The organism is Bacillus sp. BC08, from assembly GCF_054326875.1.
This window is the reverse complement of the sequence record NZ_JBTGPA010000030.1, coordinates 14,628-29,176: the sequence shown is the minus strand read 5'-3', so window position 1 is coordinate 29,176 and position 14,549 is coordinate 14,628. Positions and strand designations below refer to the sequence as shown.

Below are 14,549 nucleotides of genomic sequence, written 5' to 3'. Positions count from 1 at the left end.
ACATGTCACAACTATTTCGTTCACTTTCGCAAAAAAGTAGTATTCTAAGTGTGTAAGCTGTTATATAAAAAATCTTAGTCCTGTACTAATCAAAAATGGAGGAGATTAGGATGACTCAAGTATTAGAAAATGTAAAAAACGCATGGGAAAACTTTAAAGGTGAAAAATGGAAAGCAGAGATTGATGTTCGCGATTTCATTTTAAATAATGTAAACGTTTTCGAAGGAGATGAATCTTTCTTAGCGGGAGCAACTGAAGCAACGAAACAACTTTGGGATCAAGTAATGGATTTAACAACGAAAGAACGTGAAAACGGTGGCGTTCTTGATATGGATACAAAAATTGTTTCTTCTATTACATCACATGAACCAGGATATTTAAATAAAGATATTGAAAAAGTAGTCGGTTTCCAAACTGAAAAACCATTTAAACGTTCTTTACAACCATATGGTGGTATTCGTATGGCGGAACAAGCTTGTGAATCTTACGGATACGAAATGGATAAAGAACTTAGTCGTATTTTCAGAGACTGGAGAAAAACGCATAATCAAGGTGTATTTGATGCATACACACCAGAAATGAAAGCGGCTCGTAGATCAGGTGTAATTACTGGTCTTCCAGATGCATACGGACGTGGACGTATTATCGGTGACTACCGACGCGTAGCATTATATGGTATTGATCATTTAATTGAAGTGAAAAAAGCTGATTTGAATTTAACTGGCGGTGTAATGAGCGAAGATACAATGCGTTTACGCGAAGAGTTATCTGAGCAAATGCGTGCACTTCAAGAGTTAAAACAAATGGCTGCTTCTCATGGCTTTGATATTTCTAAGCCTGCAACAAATACACAAGAAGCATTCCAATGGTTATACTTCGCATATCTTGCAGCAATTAAAGAGCAAAACGGAGCTGCGATGAGTCTTGGACGTACTTCTACATTCTTAGATATTTATATTGAAAGAGATTTAGCAAATGGTACTTTAACAGAAGAAGAAGTACAAGAAATTGTGGATCACTTCATTATGAAATTACGTCTTGTGAAATTTGCAAGAACACCTGATTATAATGAATTATTCTCTGGTGACCCAACTTGGGTAACTGAGTCTATCGGTGGTATGGCATTAGATGGTCGTCCATTAGTAACAAAGAACTCATTCCGTTTCTTGCATACATTAGATAATTTAGGACCAGCTCCAGAACCAAACTTAACAGTTCTTTGGTCTAAACAATTACCACAGAACTTTAAAAACTACTGTGCGAAAATGTCTATTAAAACATCAGCAATTCAATATGAAAATGATGACATTATGCGTGCTGATTACGGCGATGACTACGGAATTGCTTGTTGTGTATCTGCAATGAGAATTGGTAAACAAATGCAGTTCTTCGGCGCACGTGCAAACTTAGCAAAAGCATTACTATATGCGATTAACGGTGGTAAAGATGAAAAATCTAAAGCACAAGTTGGTCCTGAGTACGCACCAATTACTTCTGAAGTATTAGATTATGAAGAAGTTATGCATAAGTTTGATATGACAATGGAATGGTTAGCGGGTCTATACTTAAACACATTAAATGTTATTCACTACATGCACGATAAATATAGCTACGAACGTATTGAAATGGCACTTCATGATACAAATGTTCTTCGTACAATGGCAACAGGTATCGCGGGTCTATCTGTAGTAGCAGACTCTTTAAGTGCAATTAAACATGCAAAAGTAAAACCAATTCGTGATGAAAACGGAATTGCGGTTGACTTTGAAATTGAAGGAGATTTCCCTAAATACGGTAACAATGATGATCGTGTAGATGAAATCGCTGTAAACCTTGTGAAAACATTCATGAATAAACTTCGTAAACATAAAACATACAGAAATTCTGTTCATACAATGTCGATCTTAACAATCACATCTAACGTTGTATACGGTAAGAAAACTGGTAACACTCCAGATGGTCGCCGTACTGGAGAACCATTTGCACCAGGTGCGAACCCAATGCATGGCCGTGATACAAAAGGTGCATTAGCTTCATTATTATCTGTAGCTAAATTACCATATGAAGATGCACAAGATGGTATTTCTAATACATTCTCTATTATTCCAAAAGCACTTGGTAAAGAAGATGATGTACAAGTACGAAACTTAGTATCAATGCTTGATGGTTATGCAGTAAAAGAAGGTCATCACTTAAATATTAACGTATTTAATCGTGAAACATTAATGGATGCAATGGAACATCCTGAGAAATATCCACAATTAACAATTCGCGTATCTGGTTACGCTGTAAACTTTATTAAATTAACTCGTGAGCAACAAATCGATGTAATTAACCGTACAATGCATGAAAGTATGTAAGTGAAAAAGTGTCCCTCTGCATTTTATAAATAGCAGAGGGAGGCTGCTTCAATAAAGGAGGAAGTAACATGGTAAAAGGAAGAATTCATTCTGTAGAGTCTTGTGGTACTGTTGATGGCCCAGGAATTCGTTATGTCATATTTACACAAGGGTGTTTATTACGTTGTCAATATTGTCATAATGCTGATACGTGGGAGATTGGTAAAGGAAACGAAATAACAGTTGAAGAAGTAATGCAGGATGTGACATGTTACCTTCCTTTTATTGAAGCTTCTGGAGGCGGTATAACAGTTAGTGGTGGTGAACCATTACTACAGCTAGATTTCTTAATTGAGTTATTTAAGAAATGTAAGGAAGCTGGAATTCATACAACAATTGACTCTTCGGGTGGTTGTTATTCTGAAGAACCAGAATTCCAAAATAAGCTAGATATTTTAATGGATTACACAGATTTAGTTTTATTGGATTTGAAACATATTGATTCAAAGAAACATCGTAAATTAACAGGAAAACCAAATGAACATATTTTACAATTTGCTCGTTATTTATCGGATAAAAATAAACCGATTTGGGTACGACACGTATTAGTTCCCGGTATTACGGATAATGAAGAGGATCTACAAAGATTATCTAGCTTTATTCAAAGTCTGTCTAATGTTCAGAAAGTCGAAGTGCTACCGTACCATAAGCTTGGTGTATATAAATGGGAGGCACTTGGACATAAGTATCCACTTGCGAATGTAGAACCACCTACTGAAAAAAATGTAGAACAAGCAAGACATATTTTACAAGCAGTCTAATCCAAATATTGGGTTAGGCTTTTTGCTTTCTTTACAATAAAACCTAGAGTATGTATATAGAAAAGAGTATACTGAAAATAGAATATCCATATTTTTGTAAGGAATAAGTGGAGAAATTTACATAATTGTAAAGGGAAATCAAAATAGTAAAAAGAATTAAGAAGTAAAAGAGTGAGTATCATGGAATAGAGAACATTTGTAAGTTATTGCGAAAGCTCTTATAGGAAAGTATAATGTAAAGATATGAGCACAGATAGGATTAAGGGGTCAATCTTATATGCTTTGCATATCCACGACAGGTACATAGCTGAAAGAGAAACATTAGAATCTGTTTATGTAATTTTTAAGGAAAATGTTTTTCCTATTGTCGTATATGCAATATGGAGAAACAATAAGCTAGGAGTGGATTTGTTTGATAAAAAACCCCAAGGTTTTAATATTAACTGCACATTACGGTAATGGTCATGTGCAAGTAGCGAAAACATTAGAACAAACATTTCGCCAAAAAGGAATTAAAGATGTAATTGTATGCGATTTGTTCGGAGAATCACATCCAGTTATAACCGATATTACAAAATATTTATATTTAAAAAGTTATACAATAGGAAAAGAATTATACCGCTTGTTTTATTACGGCGTAGAAAAAATTTATGATAAAAAAATAGCATCTTGGTATGCGAACTTTGGAAGAAAACGTTTGAAATTACTTTTACAAGCAGAGAAACCGGATATTGTTATTAATACATTTCCGATCATAGCTGTACCAGAGTTGAAAAAGCAAACAGGTATTTCAATTCCTGTGTATAACGTATTAACGGATTTTTGTGTGCACAAAATATGGATTCATCGGGAAGTAGATCGTTATTTTGTAGCAACTGATCACGTAAAAAAAATTATGATTGATATTGGTGTGCCTGCGGAGCAAATTGTTGAAACTGGAATTCCGATTCGTAGTAGTTTTGAGCTGAAGATCAATCCAGACATTATATATAATAAATATCAGTTATGTAAGAATAAAAAGATTCTACTAATTGTAGCAGGTGCTCATGGGGTATTAGGAAGTGTAAAAGAACTATGCCAATCATTTATGTCAGTATCTGATTTACAAGTAGTTGTCGTTTGTGGGAAAAATGAAGCGTTAAAACAGGATTTATTAGGTGTTCAGGAAAAAAATCCTGATGCATTAAAAGTATTTGGTTATGTTGAAAATATCGATGAATTATTCCGTGTTACTTCTTGTATGATTACGAAGCCAGGCGGTATTACGTTAAGTGAAGCGGCAGCATTGCAAGTACCTGTCATTTTATATAAGCCTGTCCCAGGACAAGAAAATGAAAATGCGATGTACTTTGAAAGAAAAGGAGCTGCAGTTGTCATTCGTGATGATAGTGAGGTTTTTGCAAAGACAGAGGCGTTATTACAAGATGATATGAAGCTTCTTCAAATGAAAGAAGCGATGAAAAGCATTTATCGTCCGGAGCCGGCTGGTCATATTGTGGATACAATTTTGGCAGAAAATCATGTAGAACCGAATCATATACCTATTAAATCACCTGCTCTTGCACAATTATTTACTTAATATGAAACCCTCTTTTATATGTTTAAAGAGGGTTCTTTATTGTTTTATAAGATATAGCAACTTATCCACATGAAGATTGCGCTTTCATTAAACAGTAAAGTCGAAATATTAACAACTATATCCACATTGTCCACAATTTTTAGAAAAATATCCACAATTTCAACATTTACTATGCGTTATAACATATAAACTTGTGTAGGGGTTGTTGAATTTATTCACAATTCTATAAATTGTGTGGATAACGTTATCCACACAAAAAAGGTTTCTTATTTATAAGAAACCTTTTTTGTCTATTCTATCACGTAGAAAAAATATGTAATGAGAATGAATAATTAGGGGGGAAAACTTCTAATTATTCATTCTCACTTTAAATACTTTTCGAGCGATAACCCGCTGCACGATCTGCTTTGCGAAATTCTCGTTGGTAGAGAACCTCTTGTGTACTAGATAATGTATTCTTTGTTTTATCACGTTTCTTTTTATCCATTACAAATCACCTCGTGTCCTAAAGTCACTATCTATCGTTTCCAAAGACATGGGGTGATATACGTATATGGCAAAATGTTAATGATTAATTATTTTTTCTAAAAATTTAGATTACGCTTCTTTTAATTGGTGAGTATCTTGGAACGTTGTATCTCGCATTGTAGCAAGTGTATATTGATCTTTTGGAATTTCATATAAGTTATATACTTCTTCATTTGCGTTAATTTCATCATAAACGGCTTTTCTTGTTTCGTTTGCTAGATTAACATATTGTAGTTTTTCGGCAGCTTTAATAGAACGAATATTTATTTTGCGAATACGCATAAAGATTGTTTCAATATCTAATTCGTAGAAAAGTTCACTAAAAAATGAATCTTTCGCCAATTTATTATAGCCTTTTCCATGATAGGGTTTGCCAAGCCATGTTCCAAGAAATCCGGCTTTTTCTTGCACATCAAATAAAGTAATTGTTCCGATAGGGTTACCCCATTCATCTAAAATTGTGCGTGAAATTAATTCCCCACGCTCTTCAGCTTCAATCGTTTGTTTCGTTAAAAATAAATATTCCTCATAAGAATAAGCCTTTTGACGCACAAAAGGGAAGACAGCTGGATCCACCATTAACTCGTATAGAACGTGGCTGTCGTGTAAGTCGCGTTTTTTCAACATACTAACTCCTCCTCACACGAGGGTAGCATGACGAAAAAGCACCCCACCCTCGAAATTTTTATATCAATCTTTAAAAAATTTCGGGGTGGGAATCGAACCCACTAGAACCAGTTTCTAACGCTGGTGGCGCACCATTTGCCTTCCCCATTCATCAATTTGAAAATGATAATCACGACACAAATTGATTATGGTTTCATTCAGTTTATAATCGTATAATACTTTATCTAGTCAAAAAAATAAACTAGTTTTTTTTATTTTTTTTGTAAATTATTTTTCCATCAATCATGGTTAGTACAGGCTTGGCTAAATAATGGAAAGGATGATGGGTCCATAACACGAGATCAGCGTCTTTTCCAACCTCGATGCTTCCAATTCTATCCTCTAAACGTAAATTTCGTGCTGGAAATATAGTGATTCCTTCTAGTGCAGTTTTTTCGTCTAATCCTTCTCTTACTGCGACAGCAGCACAAACATTTAAATATTGAATTGGTGTATAAGGGTGATCTGTTGTTATAGAAACTTCCACTCCATTTTTCGATAATATATGGTAAGTATCCCATGTTTTGTTTTTAAGTTCGATTTTAGAACGGCGTGTAAGAGTGGGGCCAACTGAAACCTTCAAATTGTGTTTCGAAAGCTCTTCAACAATAAAGTGTCCTTCTGTACAATGTTCAATGCGTAAATCGAGGTTGAATTCTGTTGCAAAGCGTAGAGCTGAACTAATATCATCTGCTCGGTGAGCGTGGATACGTACGGGTATTTCGCGGCGTAATGCTTTTAAGATAGGCAGCATTCGAAAATCAGCTTCATGCCCGTAGTGCTGTGCTTCATAGAATGATTCTCGAAGTAATCCCATAATTCCCATACGTGTAATGGATTCTTTTGTTCCATTACTATGGACCTTTTTAGGATTTTCTCCAAAGGCAATCTTTAAGCCGGCAGGTTCTTGAATAATCATATGATCAATACAAGTTCCAGCTGTTTTTATTACACAAGTAGTACCACCGATAATGTTTTGACTTCCTGGCATAACGTGAACAGTTGTGATTCCGTTTTGTACAGCATCTTGAAATGCAATATCAAAAGGGTGGATTCCGTCCAAAGAACGGATATGTGGTGTTGAAACTTCAGATGTTTCATTTGCATCATTGCCAGCCCAACCAGTACCTTCATCATAGAGACCAAGATGAGTATGGACATCAATAAATCCAGGTAAAAGATGAAGAGCACGAGCGTCTATAACTGTCATATCTTGGGTAGGTTGAATGAAAGGCTTGACCTCGGCAATTCTTTCTCCTATAACGAGTACATCCCCTTGAAATTTTTGGGATGTAATAGGATAGACAATGGCTTGTTTGAGCAATATTTTCATAGGTACCTCATTTCTGTTACTTTACAATATTAATGGAATTTAAGGGAAAGTAACTGAAAGATTATTTGTGTAATAATGCTCCGGATTCTAGAACATGAAAGTTTTGAAAGGGGCCCCTGTAAAACTGTGTTTTAGAAGTACTACATTGTATGCGAAAGTATATTTTGTAATGCATGGTCTATTGCCGGAAATGTGTATTGATACCCATGTTTAATTGCTTTACTAGGTAATACATGTTGTCCTTCTAGTACAAGTATACTCATCTCGCCCAATAAAGTGTGAAGTATAAATGAAGGGACAGGTAACCAATGAGGCTTTTTCATTATAGTTGCAATGGTTTCTCCGAATTCCTTCATTCTTATAGGTAGGGGAGCTGTAATGTTAAGAGGTCCATCAATTTCTTCTTTGTGTATGATGAAATCAATCAGGCGAACGACATCGTCTATATGAATCCATGATAACCATTGGTTTCCAGATCCAATTGTACCTCCGATATAGAATTGATAAGGGAGTAGCATTTTTGGAAGAGCTCCTCCGTCTGCGCCCAATACAACTCCGAGTCTTGCGTAGATTGTTCGTATTCCGAGAGAACGAGCTTTAGATGCTTCTTGTTCCCATGAATATACTGTATTTGCTAAAAAGTCATTTCCAGGAATCTCATCCTGTTCTGTAAAAGACTCAGTTTCAGACGTTCCATAGTAGCCAATAGCACTTGCGTTAATAAATGTGTTTGGTTTTGTATTTAGTTTTTGTAATTGTTTAATGAGTCCTTTTGTTGTTTGGATTCTACTGTTTAAAATGGAGTCTTTTTGTTTCTTTGTCCATCTACTGTTAATAGACTCTCCAGCTAGATTAATAACTACATCAATAGAGGAGAGGGGGAATGTTTGTAAATCTGGTGTCCATTGTACGTATTGAAGGTTAGGGTGGGAAGTTTCAATATTTTTGTTTCGAGTAAGAATATAAACATTATATCCTTTTTGAATAAAAAAAGTAGAAAGGTATTTACCGATAAAGCCGGTACCACCAGAAATTGCGATTCTCACAATTATTTCCTCCTCATTATATATATTCTTGAAAAGCAAAAACGTTCCTTGACTATGTTAAAATAATAGAGAGGTGAGAGTATGGCTGTCATTACAAAAATAGAAGTGCAAAAACGATCGAAAGAACGGTTTAATATTTATATTGATAAAGGTCAAGGTGAAGAGTACGGGTTTAGTGTGAATGAAGTAATCTTAATAAAACACGGATTACAAAAGGGCTTAGAAATTGATGAAATAGCGTTAGGAAATATTTTGTACAATGAAGAGGTACAAAAAGCATATTTACAAGCAGTCTCCTATTTATCCTATCAAATGAGAACGAAACAAGAAATAGAAGAGTTTTTACGAAAAAAAGAAGTGGGACAGGCCATCATCTCTGAAGTCGTTTCGAAATTATTACATGACCGATATATTAATGATAAAGAGTATGCTGTTTTATATACGAGAACGCAAAGTAATGTAAATCGAAAAGGTCCTACTGTTATTAAAAGAGAGTTGTTAAATAAAGGTGTTCAGGATCTAATTATTATGCATAGTTTACAAGAATATCCGAAGGAAAAGCAAATTGAGAATGCTTTAATTCTTATAGAAAAGAAGAAAAGGTCTTATCAAAAGCAGTCCTTTTTACAAATGAAGCTAAAGTTAGACGAAATGCTCGTTCGTAAAGGATATTCTAGAGATGTGATTCAAATTTGTTTAGAAGAATTGAAAGACGAAAAAGATGACGAACAGCAACAAGAAGCGTTACACTATCATGGGAATAAATATTATGAGAAATATAAGAAGTATGATGGATGGACATTCGAAAATAAGATGAAACAAGCGTTATATCGCAAAGGATTCTCTATTGATGAGATAGAGATATATTTGCAGATGAAACGCGAAGAGGGATGAGGGGAATAAGATGAATATGCCAAAGCGCTACAGTGAGATGACACCATATGAGCTAAGGGAAGAAATTGGGGTTTTGAAAGAGCAAGCGATAAAGGCTGAGCAGCTTGGAATTGTAAATGAGTTCGATGTATTAATGAGAAAGATGGCAATGGCTCGCGCTTATATGACTGACATAAATAAATTCCATATTGGTGAGACATATGAATTGGTAGAAGAACCTGGTATATTATTTAAAATTACGTATTTCAATGGGGTATTTGCTTGGGGACATAAGCAAAATGATAATGAAGAGATTGGAATACCGATTTCCTTATTGCAAGAAAAATAAAAACCAGAGAGCGAATATCTCTCTGGTTTTCATCTTTGGTAGGCGTTACAGGAGATAGGAGATTCTAAAATTGGCGCTTTTTACATTCATTCGCCAATATAATGAGAGACTGGGTTTGTTGCGTCTGTCCGTTAACCTGCGCTTTAGCATGTTTCGGACGAGTCCACGTATGGTTAAATAATTCAGAACGACTATCTAAGCGATCACGGTAGCTCATCTTTATCACCTCGTGTAGGAAGTTAATTTAATTTGTACTACTCTTCCTGCTGATTTGCAGCACGCATACGTTCTTGTGGGTGCGTGTTAATTGTGCCGTTAGGTCGTTTCGAAGCGAAGCGTGATTTCGCTTTCGGCTGACCATCGATTTTGCTGTTGTTTTTTGACTCAGACCAAAATTCGGCTTGTTTACCCATTGCGAACGCCCTCCTCATCATCAGTTGATACCTCTTTAAGAAGTATCACTTATAGAATGTGCAAAATAGAAGAAACTATCCTTTAGAAATTAAGGGAATAAATAGGTAAAAGGAGAATAGAACATGAATGATATTCACGAAACATTAACAAAAGAATTAATAGACAAAAATGACAAACTTTCTTACGCACAAGCTCGTGCGTGGGTTGAATTATTGTGGGAAGACTTTCAAACAACTTATGCGAAATCAGGTCGTTATCAAGGTGATGAAATGACTGAACAAGTGGTACGAACATGGATTAATAATTATGGAGGTCGCCTTCATGAAATGCGTACAAATAATCCGAAATATAGCCATTTAATCAATCAAGAAGATCATTTGAAACATTAAAAAAAGCGACTTAAGTCGCTTTTTTTAATGTGGAAGTAACTCCAGCTTTTTTCGAAGTTTTTCTTCACTAAAAATCCATCCTGTATAGGAACTAATAATATTTAAGTTATGATCAAGTTGAACGATCGCAACGAATGGATAATAATCTTTACTACGATAGCGCAAATCAATGAATCGAACCTCGTAATAATGATCATAATCGAAAATGTCCCAGCGATACACAGGGGAGAAAGATAAAAATGCTGAGATGTTTTCATCTTGTTTAGCAGCGCGCATAATAGTATTGTCTGGGAACGGTACCCGTTCGAATTTATCATATACCATGATGTTACCGCGATGCCATCTAGCAACGTAGTAATAATTGGTTGTAACGATTGCTAAATGATAATGATAAAATCGATAAGAAGGAGAAATAATTATCTTCTCAACATTTTTGAAACGTTTTTGTACAACGCTTCTTATATTTCTATGCATCATAATCCGTCCGATATAGTAAACAACCATCAATATATACGCTGCTAAGGCAGTATATCCTTTATGGGAACCTACGAGCATACAAGCAATTGCGAGTATATGGATGAAGAAAATGACGGTATCGAATGTATTAATGATACCGAGTGCTACCCATTTTTTTGTGAAGGGCCGTAATGCCTGTGTACCGTAGGCATTGAAAATATCTACAAAGACATGAAGAAAGACGGCAATAAATGACCAAAGTAGTAGATGCAAATATGGAGCGTCTGAAAAGAAGGCGAAAGAGATGCCACTTATAAGGAATGACCAAAGAATCACTGCAGGAATGGAATGAGTAATCCCGCGATGATTTCTTATATATTTAGCGTTATTACGCAATTTTAAAACTGTATCGATGTCAGGAATATTGGAACCGGCAATTGTAGCAAGCATAACTGCTTGTGGTCCAATATCACTTTGTGCTATGGCTGGATCTAACGTTGCCAAACTGCCTAGAGTAACGCCCATAACAAGGTGAGTGGCTGTGTCCATAGAAATCCACCTCCGTTTTTTATTAATGTAACTCTTTTTATTCGATACCTCAAGTCCTTTGCCTTCTATTTCCTATGTCATCTTACTTAAATTTTTTCCTAAAATCTTTATAATAGTACTTATATGCAAAAAAATGAGGGGGATCAAGTTTGACACTTGAAATATTAAATAATTTTAACATAGAGCAGTTTCAAAATGATTTAATTGGTTGGTTTGAAAAAGAGCAACGCGACTTACCGTGGCGTAAAAATAAAGATCCATACCGTGTTTGGGTTTCAGAAATTATGTTGCAGCAAACTAGAGTGGAAGCTGTAAAACCATATTACGCGAATTTTATGGGGAAGTTTCCTACTCTAGAAGCTTTGGCAAATGCTGATGATGAAGAAGTATTAAAGGCATGGGAAGGTTTAGGGTATTATTCTAGGGCACGTAATTTACATGCGGCCGTAAAAGAAGTAAAAGAAGTATACGGCGGAATTGTACCGAATGATGTAAAGAAAATTGAAAAGTTAAAGGGAGTCGGACCATATACAAAAGGTGCTATTTTAAGTATCGCATATGGTATACCAGAGCCTGCAGTTGACGGAAATGTTATGCGTGTATTATCTCGTATTTTATCCGTATGGGATGACATTGCAAAACCAAAAACTAGAAAAGTGTTTGAAGAGATTGTGCGTGAAATTATTTCGGCTAAAAATCCATCTTATTTTAATCAAGGTTTGATGGAGTTAGGCGCGCTAATTTGTATTCCAAAAAATCCAGCATGCTTACTTTGTCCTGTACGTGAGCATTGCAGGGGATATGCTGAAGGTGTTCAAAAGGAATTACCAGTCAAAAGTAAAGCAAAGGCCCCTACGATGGTACCGATTGTTGCAGGAGTGCTTCAAACGGAAGATGGTCGTTACGTCATTAATAAACGTCCAAGTACCGGTTTATTAGCTAATATGTGGGAGTTTCCGAATGTTGAACTTGGCGAAGGGATTCGTAATCAGAAGGAACAGCTTATAGATTATATGAACAAAAAATTTGAGCTTTCAATTTCTATTGAAGAATACGCAATGAATGTACAACATACGTTTACCCATCGCACTTGGGATATATTTGTATTTTACGGAAAAGTAACTGGTGATATTGTTGAAACAGATACATTGAAATTTGTATCGAAAGAAGCTTTTGAACAGTTGCCTTTCTCGAAATCACATCGTACGATTTATGAAAGTTGTGTCGAGAAGATTACAATGCAATAAAGTGAAACTTTAATCAGTGGGGGTTTTCTTCATCCCCCACTGATTATTAGTTGAACCATAAAAAAGTGTTCCCTAGATTGGGAACACTTTTTTAATCGTAAGAAATTTTTGTCCCATGAGTCCAACTAGCCTCACCTTCTTGTAAGCCGCCTCTTGTTTCAATTTCTTTTACAATTCCTTTATAGATACTTTGACCTTCTGCGTTTAAATACGGAAGAATCTGTTGTAATGAATGATGAAAATAAGCCAATTCATCTTCTTTCCACTCATTTTTTGAAACCATCGTTAGTTCAGTCATATCGCGTCCTATATACATATTTCCACCTCCATTTCCTATAGTTTGAATGAGTGATAAGAGATATATACGGAGATTAAAAAAAGAAAATCACGGATAGCTTCTAAGTAAATTGGTTACATTATTGGTTGTGGAGGTGAGAAAGATGAATAAAAAACAACAAGGTTATAACAAGGCAACTTCTGGCGCTAGCATTCAAAGTACAAATGCTAGTTATGGTACAGAGTTTTCAACTGAAACAGATGTGCAAGCAGTACAACAAGCAAATGCACAATCAGAAGCAAAGAAAGCGCAAGCTTCTGGTGCACAAAGTGCAAACGCTAGTTATGGTACTGAATTTGCAACTGAAACAGACGTGCATGCTGTGAAAAAACAAAATGCACAATCAGCTGCAAAACAATCACAATCTTCTAGTTCAAATCAGTAATGGAAGAAAAACACTTCTCTAATTCGGGAGAAGTGTTTTCTTTGTGCTTTGTTCATGGTGATGAAAATAAAGCGAACGACATAACTTCTAATAAGTCAACAAATGTAGTCAAAGGAGAAGGAAGTTAAAGATTAGAAATATGTAATGAGGAATAATAACTGATCAATAAATCTAAAAGGGGGTAAGTAATGAACGACTTTGATAAGTTGGTGGGAGAGCAATTAGAAACGATGGATGAGTTGTTGAAGTTACAAGCTCATCTAGAGAAGTATCAGCAAATTGAAATGAGCGAAAAGGATACGTGCGATAAAAAGGAATTACATTTTATACGCCAAGAAATATATAGAACAGAAGTAGCACTCAAGTTATTACATGAGAAGTTTGAAGAGCAAACAAATAGTGTAATTCAATCTTTTGAAACTGAAAAAATGATTTCAAATTTAGGATAAGACATATTGTTTCCCTCCGGTGAAAGGTCCTTCTTTAGATAGAAATAAGGAAGGGCTTTTTCTATTTCTATTTCCTCGTTTGTAAATCATTCAGCGAAGACCTTGTCTCCTAAGAAGATTAGGGATATGGTATTCAGTGTGAGAAATGGAGTCTTGTCGCTTTAGTTTTAAAATTTCGACAAAAAAGTTATAATAGAAAAAAAGTGGATGCAGTTCAAAGGGCATTTGCAGTTGAAAGAAGGGAGCATATATGGGATTTCCCAAAGAAGGAGAAAAAGTACAAATACATAGTTATAAACATAATGGCTCCATTCATAGAATGTGGGAAGAGACAACAATTTTAAAAGGGACACAGAGCCTCGTGATCGGAGCAAATGATCGTACAGTAGTGACAGAATCAGATGGCCGAACATGGATTACTCGTGAACCAGCAATTTGTTATTTTCATGCAAACTATTGGTTTAATGTGATTGGGATGCTAAGGGAAGAGGGAGTATATTATTATTGTAATTTAGGCTCACCTTTTGCATATGATTCTGAAGCATTGAAGTACATTGATTATGATTTAGATATTAAAGTGTATCCAGATATGACATATACGCTTTTAGATGAAGATGAGTATGAAAAGCATAGTCAAATTATGCAGTACCCACCTGTTATTGATACTATTTTAAAACGAAATGTAGCACAATTAACACAATGGATTCATCAGAGAAAAGGGCCATTCGCGCCAGATTTCGTAGATATGTGGTATGAAAGATATTTAATGTACAGAAATTAAAACAAACC

Annotated in this window: 18 protein-coding genes; 10 read left to right on the top strand and 8 right to left on the bottom strand. The window is 35.3% G+C overall.

Annotated elements, in window-relative coordinates:
- Positions 1–110 precede the first annotated feature (110 nt).
- The 3 genes from pflB to ACXVYO_RS09790 all read left to right on the top strand — a co-directional run bounded on the left by pflB (position 111) and on the right by ACXVYO_RS09790 (position 4,739).
- Positions 111–2,360, top strand: coding sequence for a formate C-acetyltransferase (gene pflB / locus ACXVYO_RS09800; protein WP_061676739.1), 2,250 nt, complete (start codon positions 111–113; stop codon positions 2,358–2,360).
- Positions 2,361–2,428: 68 nt separating this feature from the next.
- Positions 2,429–3,160 carry a pyruvate formate-lyase-activating protein gene (pflA, locus tag ACXVYO_RS09795; RefSeq protein WP_458466851.1) on the top strand — a complete coding sequence of 244 codons (732 nt, stop codon included), beginning with the start codon at positions 2,429–2,431 and terminating at the stop codon, positions 3,158–3,160.
- A gap of 412 nt (positions 3,161–3,572) precedes the next feature.
- Complete coding sequence (locus tag ACXVYO_RS09790) at positions 3,573–4,739, top strand: diglucosyl diacylglycerol synthase (RefSeq protein ID WP_458466850.1); 1,167 nt, start codon at positions 3,573–3,575, stop codon at positions 4,737–4,739.
- A gap of 367 nt (positions 4,740–5,106) precedes the next feature.
- On the opposite strand, the gene ACXVYO_RS09785 is transcribed toward ACXVYO_RS09790, so the two are convergent.
- The 4 genes from ACXVYO_RS09785 to ACXVYO_RS09770 all read right to left on the bottom strand — a co-directional run bounded on the left by ACXVYO_RS09785 (position 5,107) and on the right by ACXVYO_RS09770 (position 8,312).
- On the bottom strand, positions 5,107–5,226 hold the full coding sequence (locus tag ACXVYO_RS09785; protein ID WP_000358487.1) for a YfhE family protein: 120 nt from the start codon (positions 5,224–5,226) through the stop codon (positions 5,107–5,109).
- Positions 5,227–5,336: 110 nt separating this feature from the next.
- On the bottom strand, positions 5,337–5,894 hold the full coding sequence (locus tag ACXVYO_RS09780; protein WP_098664416.1) for a GNAT family N-acetyltransferase: 558 nt from the start codon (positions 5,892–5,894) through the stop codon (positions 5,337–5,339).
- A gap of 241 nt (positions 5,895–6,135) precedes the next feature.
- Complete coding sequence (locus ACXVYO_RS09775; protein WP_458466849.1) at positions 6,136–7,266, bottom strand: amidohydrolase; 1,131 nt, start codon at positions 7,264–7,266, stop codon at positions 6,136–6,138.
- A gap of 140 nt (positions 7,267–7,406) precedes the next feature.
- Positions 7,407–8,312 (bottom strand): TIGR01777 family oxidoreductase, encoded by a 906-nt coding sequence (locus ACXVYO_RS09770; protein WP_458466848.1) that lies wholly within the window; start codon positions 8,310–8,312, stop codon positions 7,407–7,409.
- An 81-nt stretch (positions 8,313–8,393) separates the two neighbouring features.
- Here ACXVYO_RS09770 and recX point away from each other — a divergent pair, with 81 nt between their 5' ends.
- On the top strand, positions 8,394–9,206 hold the full coding sequence (gene recX / locus ACXVYO_RS09765) for a recombination regulator RecX (protein WP_458466847.1): 813 nt from the start codon (positions 8,394–8,396) through the stop codon (positions 9,204–9,206).
- A 10-nt stretch (positions 9,207–9,216) separates the two neighbouring features.
- Positions 9,217–9,534 carry a YfhH family protein gene (locus ACXVYO_RS09760; protein WP_073518177.1) on the top strand — a complete coding sequence of 106 codons (318 nt, stop codon included), beginning with the start codon at positions 9,217–9,219 and terminating at the stop codon, positions 9,532–9,534.
- Positions 9,535–9,598: 64 nt separating this feature from the next.
- Here ACXVYO_RS09760 and ACXVYO_RS09755 read toward each other — a convergent pair whose 3' ends face one another.
- Positions 9,599–9,751 (bottom strand): YpzG family protein, encoded by a 153-nt coding sequence (locus ACXVYO_RS09755; protein ID WP_000122093.1) that lies wholly within the window; start codon positions 9,749–9,751, stop codon positions 9,599–9,601.
- Between the two features lie 37 nt (positions 9,752–9,788).
- Positions 9,789–9,947 carry a small, acid-soluble spore protein K gene (locus ACXVYO_RS09750; protein WP_000517891.1) on the bottom strand — a complete coding sequence of 53 codons (159 nt, stop codon included), beginning with the start codon at positions 9,945–9,947 and terminating at the stop codon, positions 9,789–9,791.
- A gap of 123 nt (positions 9,948–10,070) precedes the next feature.
- On the opposite strand from ACXVYO_RS09750, the gene ACXVYO_RS09745 reads away from it, so the two are divergent.
- The gene (locus ACXVYO_RS09745; protein WP_458466846.1) at positions 10,071–10,337 is read left to right on the top strand and encodes a YfhJ family protein; all 267 of its coding nucleotides are present in this window, start codon (positions 10,071–10,073) and stop codon (positions 10,335–10,337) included.
- A 24-nt stretch (positions 10,338–10,361) separates the two neighbouring features.
- Here the strand turns inward: ACXVYO_RS09745 and ACXVYO_RS09740 are convergent, their stop codons facing one another.
- Entirely contained in the window at positions 10,362–11,342 is a 981-nt protein-coding gene (locus ACXVYO_RS09740) for a metal-dependent hydrolase (RefSeq protein WP_458466845.1), read from the bottom strand.
- 149 nt (positions 11,343–11,491) lie between these two features.
- On the opposite strand from ACXVYO_RS09740, the gene mutY reads away from it, so the two are divergent.
- The gene (gene mutY, locus ACXVYO_RS09735) at positions 11,492–12,589 is read left to right on the top strand and encodes an A/G-specific adenine glycosylase (RefSeq protein ID WP_458466844.1); all 1,098 of its coding nucleotides are present in this window, start codon (positions 11,492–11,494) and stop codon (positions 12,587–12,589) included.
- A gap of 91 nt (positions 12,590–12,680) precedes the next feature.
- Here the strand turns inward: mutY and ACXVYO_RS09730 are convergent, their stop codons facing one another.
- Positions 12,681–12,905, bottom strand: coding sequence for a hypothetical protein (locus ACXVYO_RS09730; protein WP_458466843.1), 225 nt, complete (start codon positions 12,903–12,905; stop codon positions 12,681–12,683).
- 124 nt (positions 12,906–13,029) lie between these two features.
- Between ACXVYO_RS09730 and ACXVYO_RS09725 the strand changes: the two genes are divergently transcribed.
- From ACXVYO_RS09725 to ntdP, 3 genes are all read left to right on the top strand, one after another.
- Positions 13,030–13,311, top strand: a complete 282-nt coding sequence (locus ACXVYO_RS09725; RefSeq protein ID WP_458466842.1) for a gamma-type small acid-soluble spore protein — start codon at positions 13,030–13,032, stop codon at positions 13,309–13,311.
- Positions 13,312–13,499: 188 nt separating this feature from the next.
- Positions 13,500–13,760, top strand: coding sequence for a YgaB family protein (locus tag ACXVYO_RS09720; RefSeq protein WP_000997584.1), 261 nt, complete (start codon positions 13,500–13,502; stop codon positions 13,758–13,760).
- Between the two features lie 250 nt (positions 13,761–14,010).
- Positions 14,011–14,541 carry a nucleoside tri-diphosphate phosphatase gene (ntdP, locus tag ACXVYO_RS09715; RefSeq protein ID WP_000506626.1) on the top strand — a complete coding sequence of 177 codons (531 nt, stop codon included), beginning with the start codon at positions 14,011–14,013 and terminating at the stop codon, positions 14,539–14,541.
- The last annotated feature ends 8 nt before the right edge of the window (positions 14,542–14,549 follow it).

Excerpts from the sequence above, each read along its gene's own strand:
- pflB (WP_061676739.1), top strand. The coding sequence starts at position 111 with ATGACTCAAGTATTAGAAAATGTAAAAAACGCATGGGAAAACTTTAAA.
- pflA (WP_458466851.1), top strand. The coding sequence starts at position 2,429 with ATGGTAAAAGGAAGAATTCATTCTGTAGAGTCTTGTGGTACTGTTGAT.
- ACXVYO_RS09785 (WP_000358487.1), bottom strand. The coding sequence starts at position 5,226 with ATGGATAAAAAGAAACGTGATAAAACAAAGAATACATTATCTAGTACA.
- ACXVYO_RS09780 (WP_098664416.1), bottom strand. The coding sequence starts at position 5,894 with ATGTTGAAAAAACGCGACTTACACGACAGCCACGTTCTATACGAGTTA.
- ACXVYO_RS09775 (WP_458466849.1), bottom strand. The coding sequence starts at position 7,266 with ATGAAAATATTGCTCAAACAAGCCATTGTCTATCCTATTACATCCCAA.
- recX (WP_458466847.1), top strand. The coding sequence starts at position 8,394 with ATGGCTGTCATTACAAAAATAGAAGTGCAAAAACGATCGAAAGAACGG.
- ACXVYO_RS09760 (WP_073518177.1), top strand. The coding sequence starts at position 9,217 with ATGAATATGCCAAAGCGCTACAGTGAGATGACACCATATGAGCTAAGG.
- ACXVYO_RS09755 (WP_000122093.1), bottom strand. The coding sequence starts at position 9,751 with ATGAGCTACCGTGATCGCTTAGATAGTCGTTCTGAATTATTTAACCAT.
- ACXVYO_RS09750 (WP_000517891.1), bottom strand. The coding sequence starts at position 9,947 with ATGGGTAAACAAGCCGAATTTTGGTCTGAGTCAAAAAACAACAGCAAA.
- ACXVYO_RS09745 (WP_458466846.1), top strand. The coding sequence starts at position 10,071 with ATGAATGATATTCACGAAACATTAACAAAAGAATTAATAGACAAAAAT.
- ACXVYO_RS09740 (WP_458466845.1), bottom strand. The coding sequence starts at position 11,342 with ATGGACACAGCCACTCACCTTGTTATGGGCGTTACTCTAGGCAGTTTG.
- ACXVYO_RS09730 (WP_458466843.1), bottom strand. The coding sequence starts at position 12,905 with ATGTATATAGGACGCGATATGACTGAACTAACGATGGTTTCAAAAAAT.
- ACXVYO_RS09725 (WP_458466842.1), top strand. The coding sequence starts at position 13,030 with ATGAATAAAAAACAACAAGGTTATAACAAGGCAACTTCTGGCGCTAGC.
- ACXVYO_RS09720 (WP_000997584.1), top strand. The coding sequence starts at position 13,500 with ATGAACGACTTTGATAAGTTGGTGGGAGAGCAATTAGAAACGATGGAT.
- ntdP (WP_000506626.1), top strand. The coding sequence starts at position 14,011 with ATGGGATTTCCCAAAGAAGGAGAAAAAGTACAAATACATAGTTATAAA.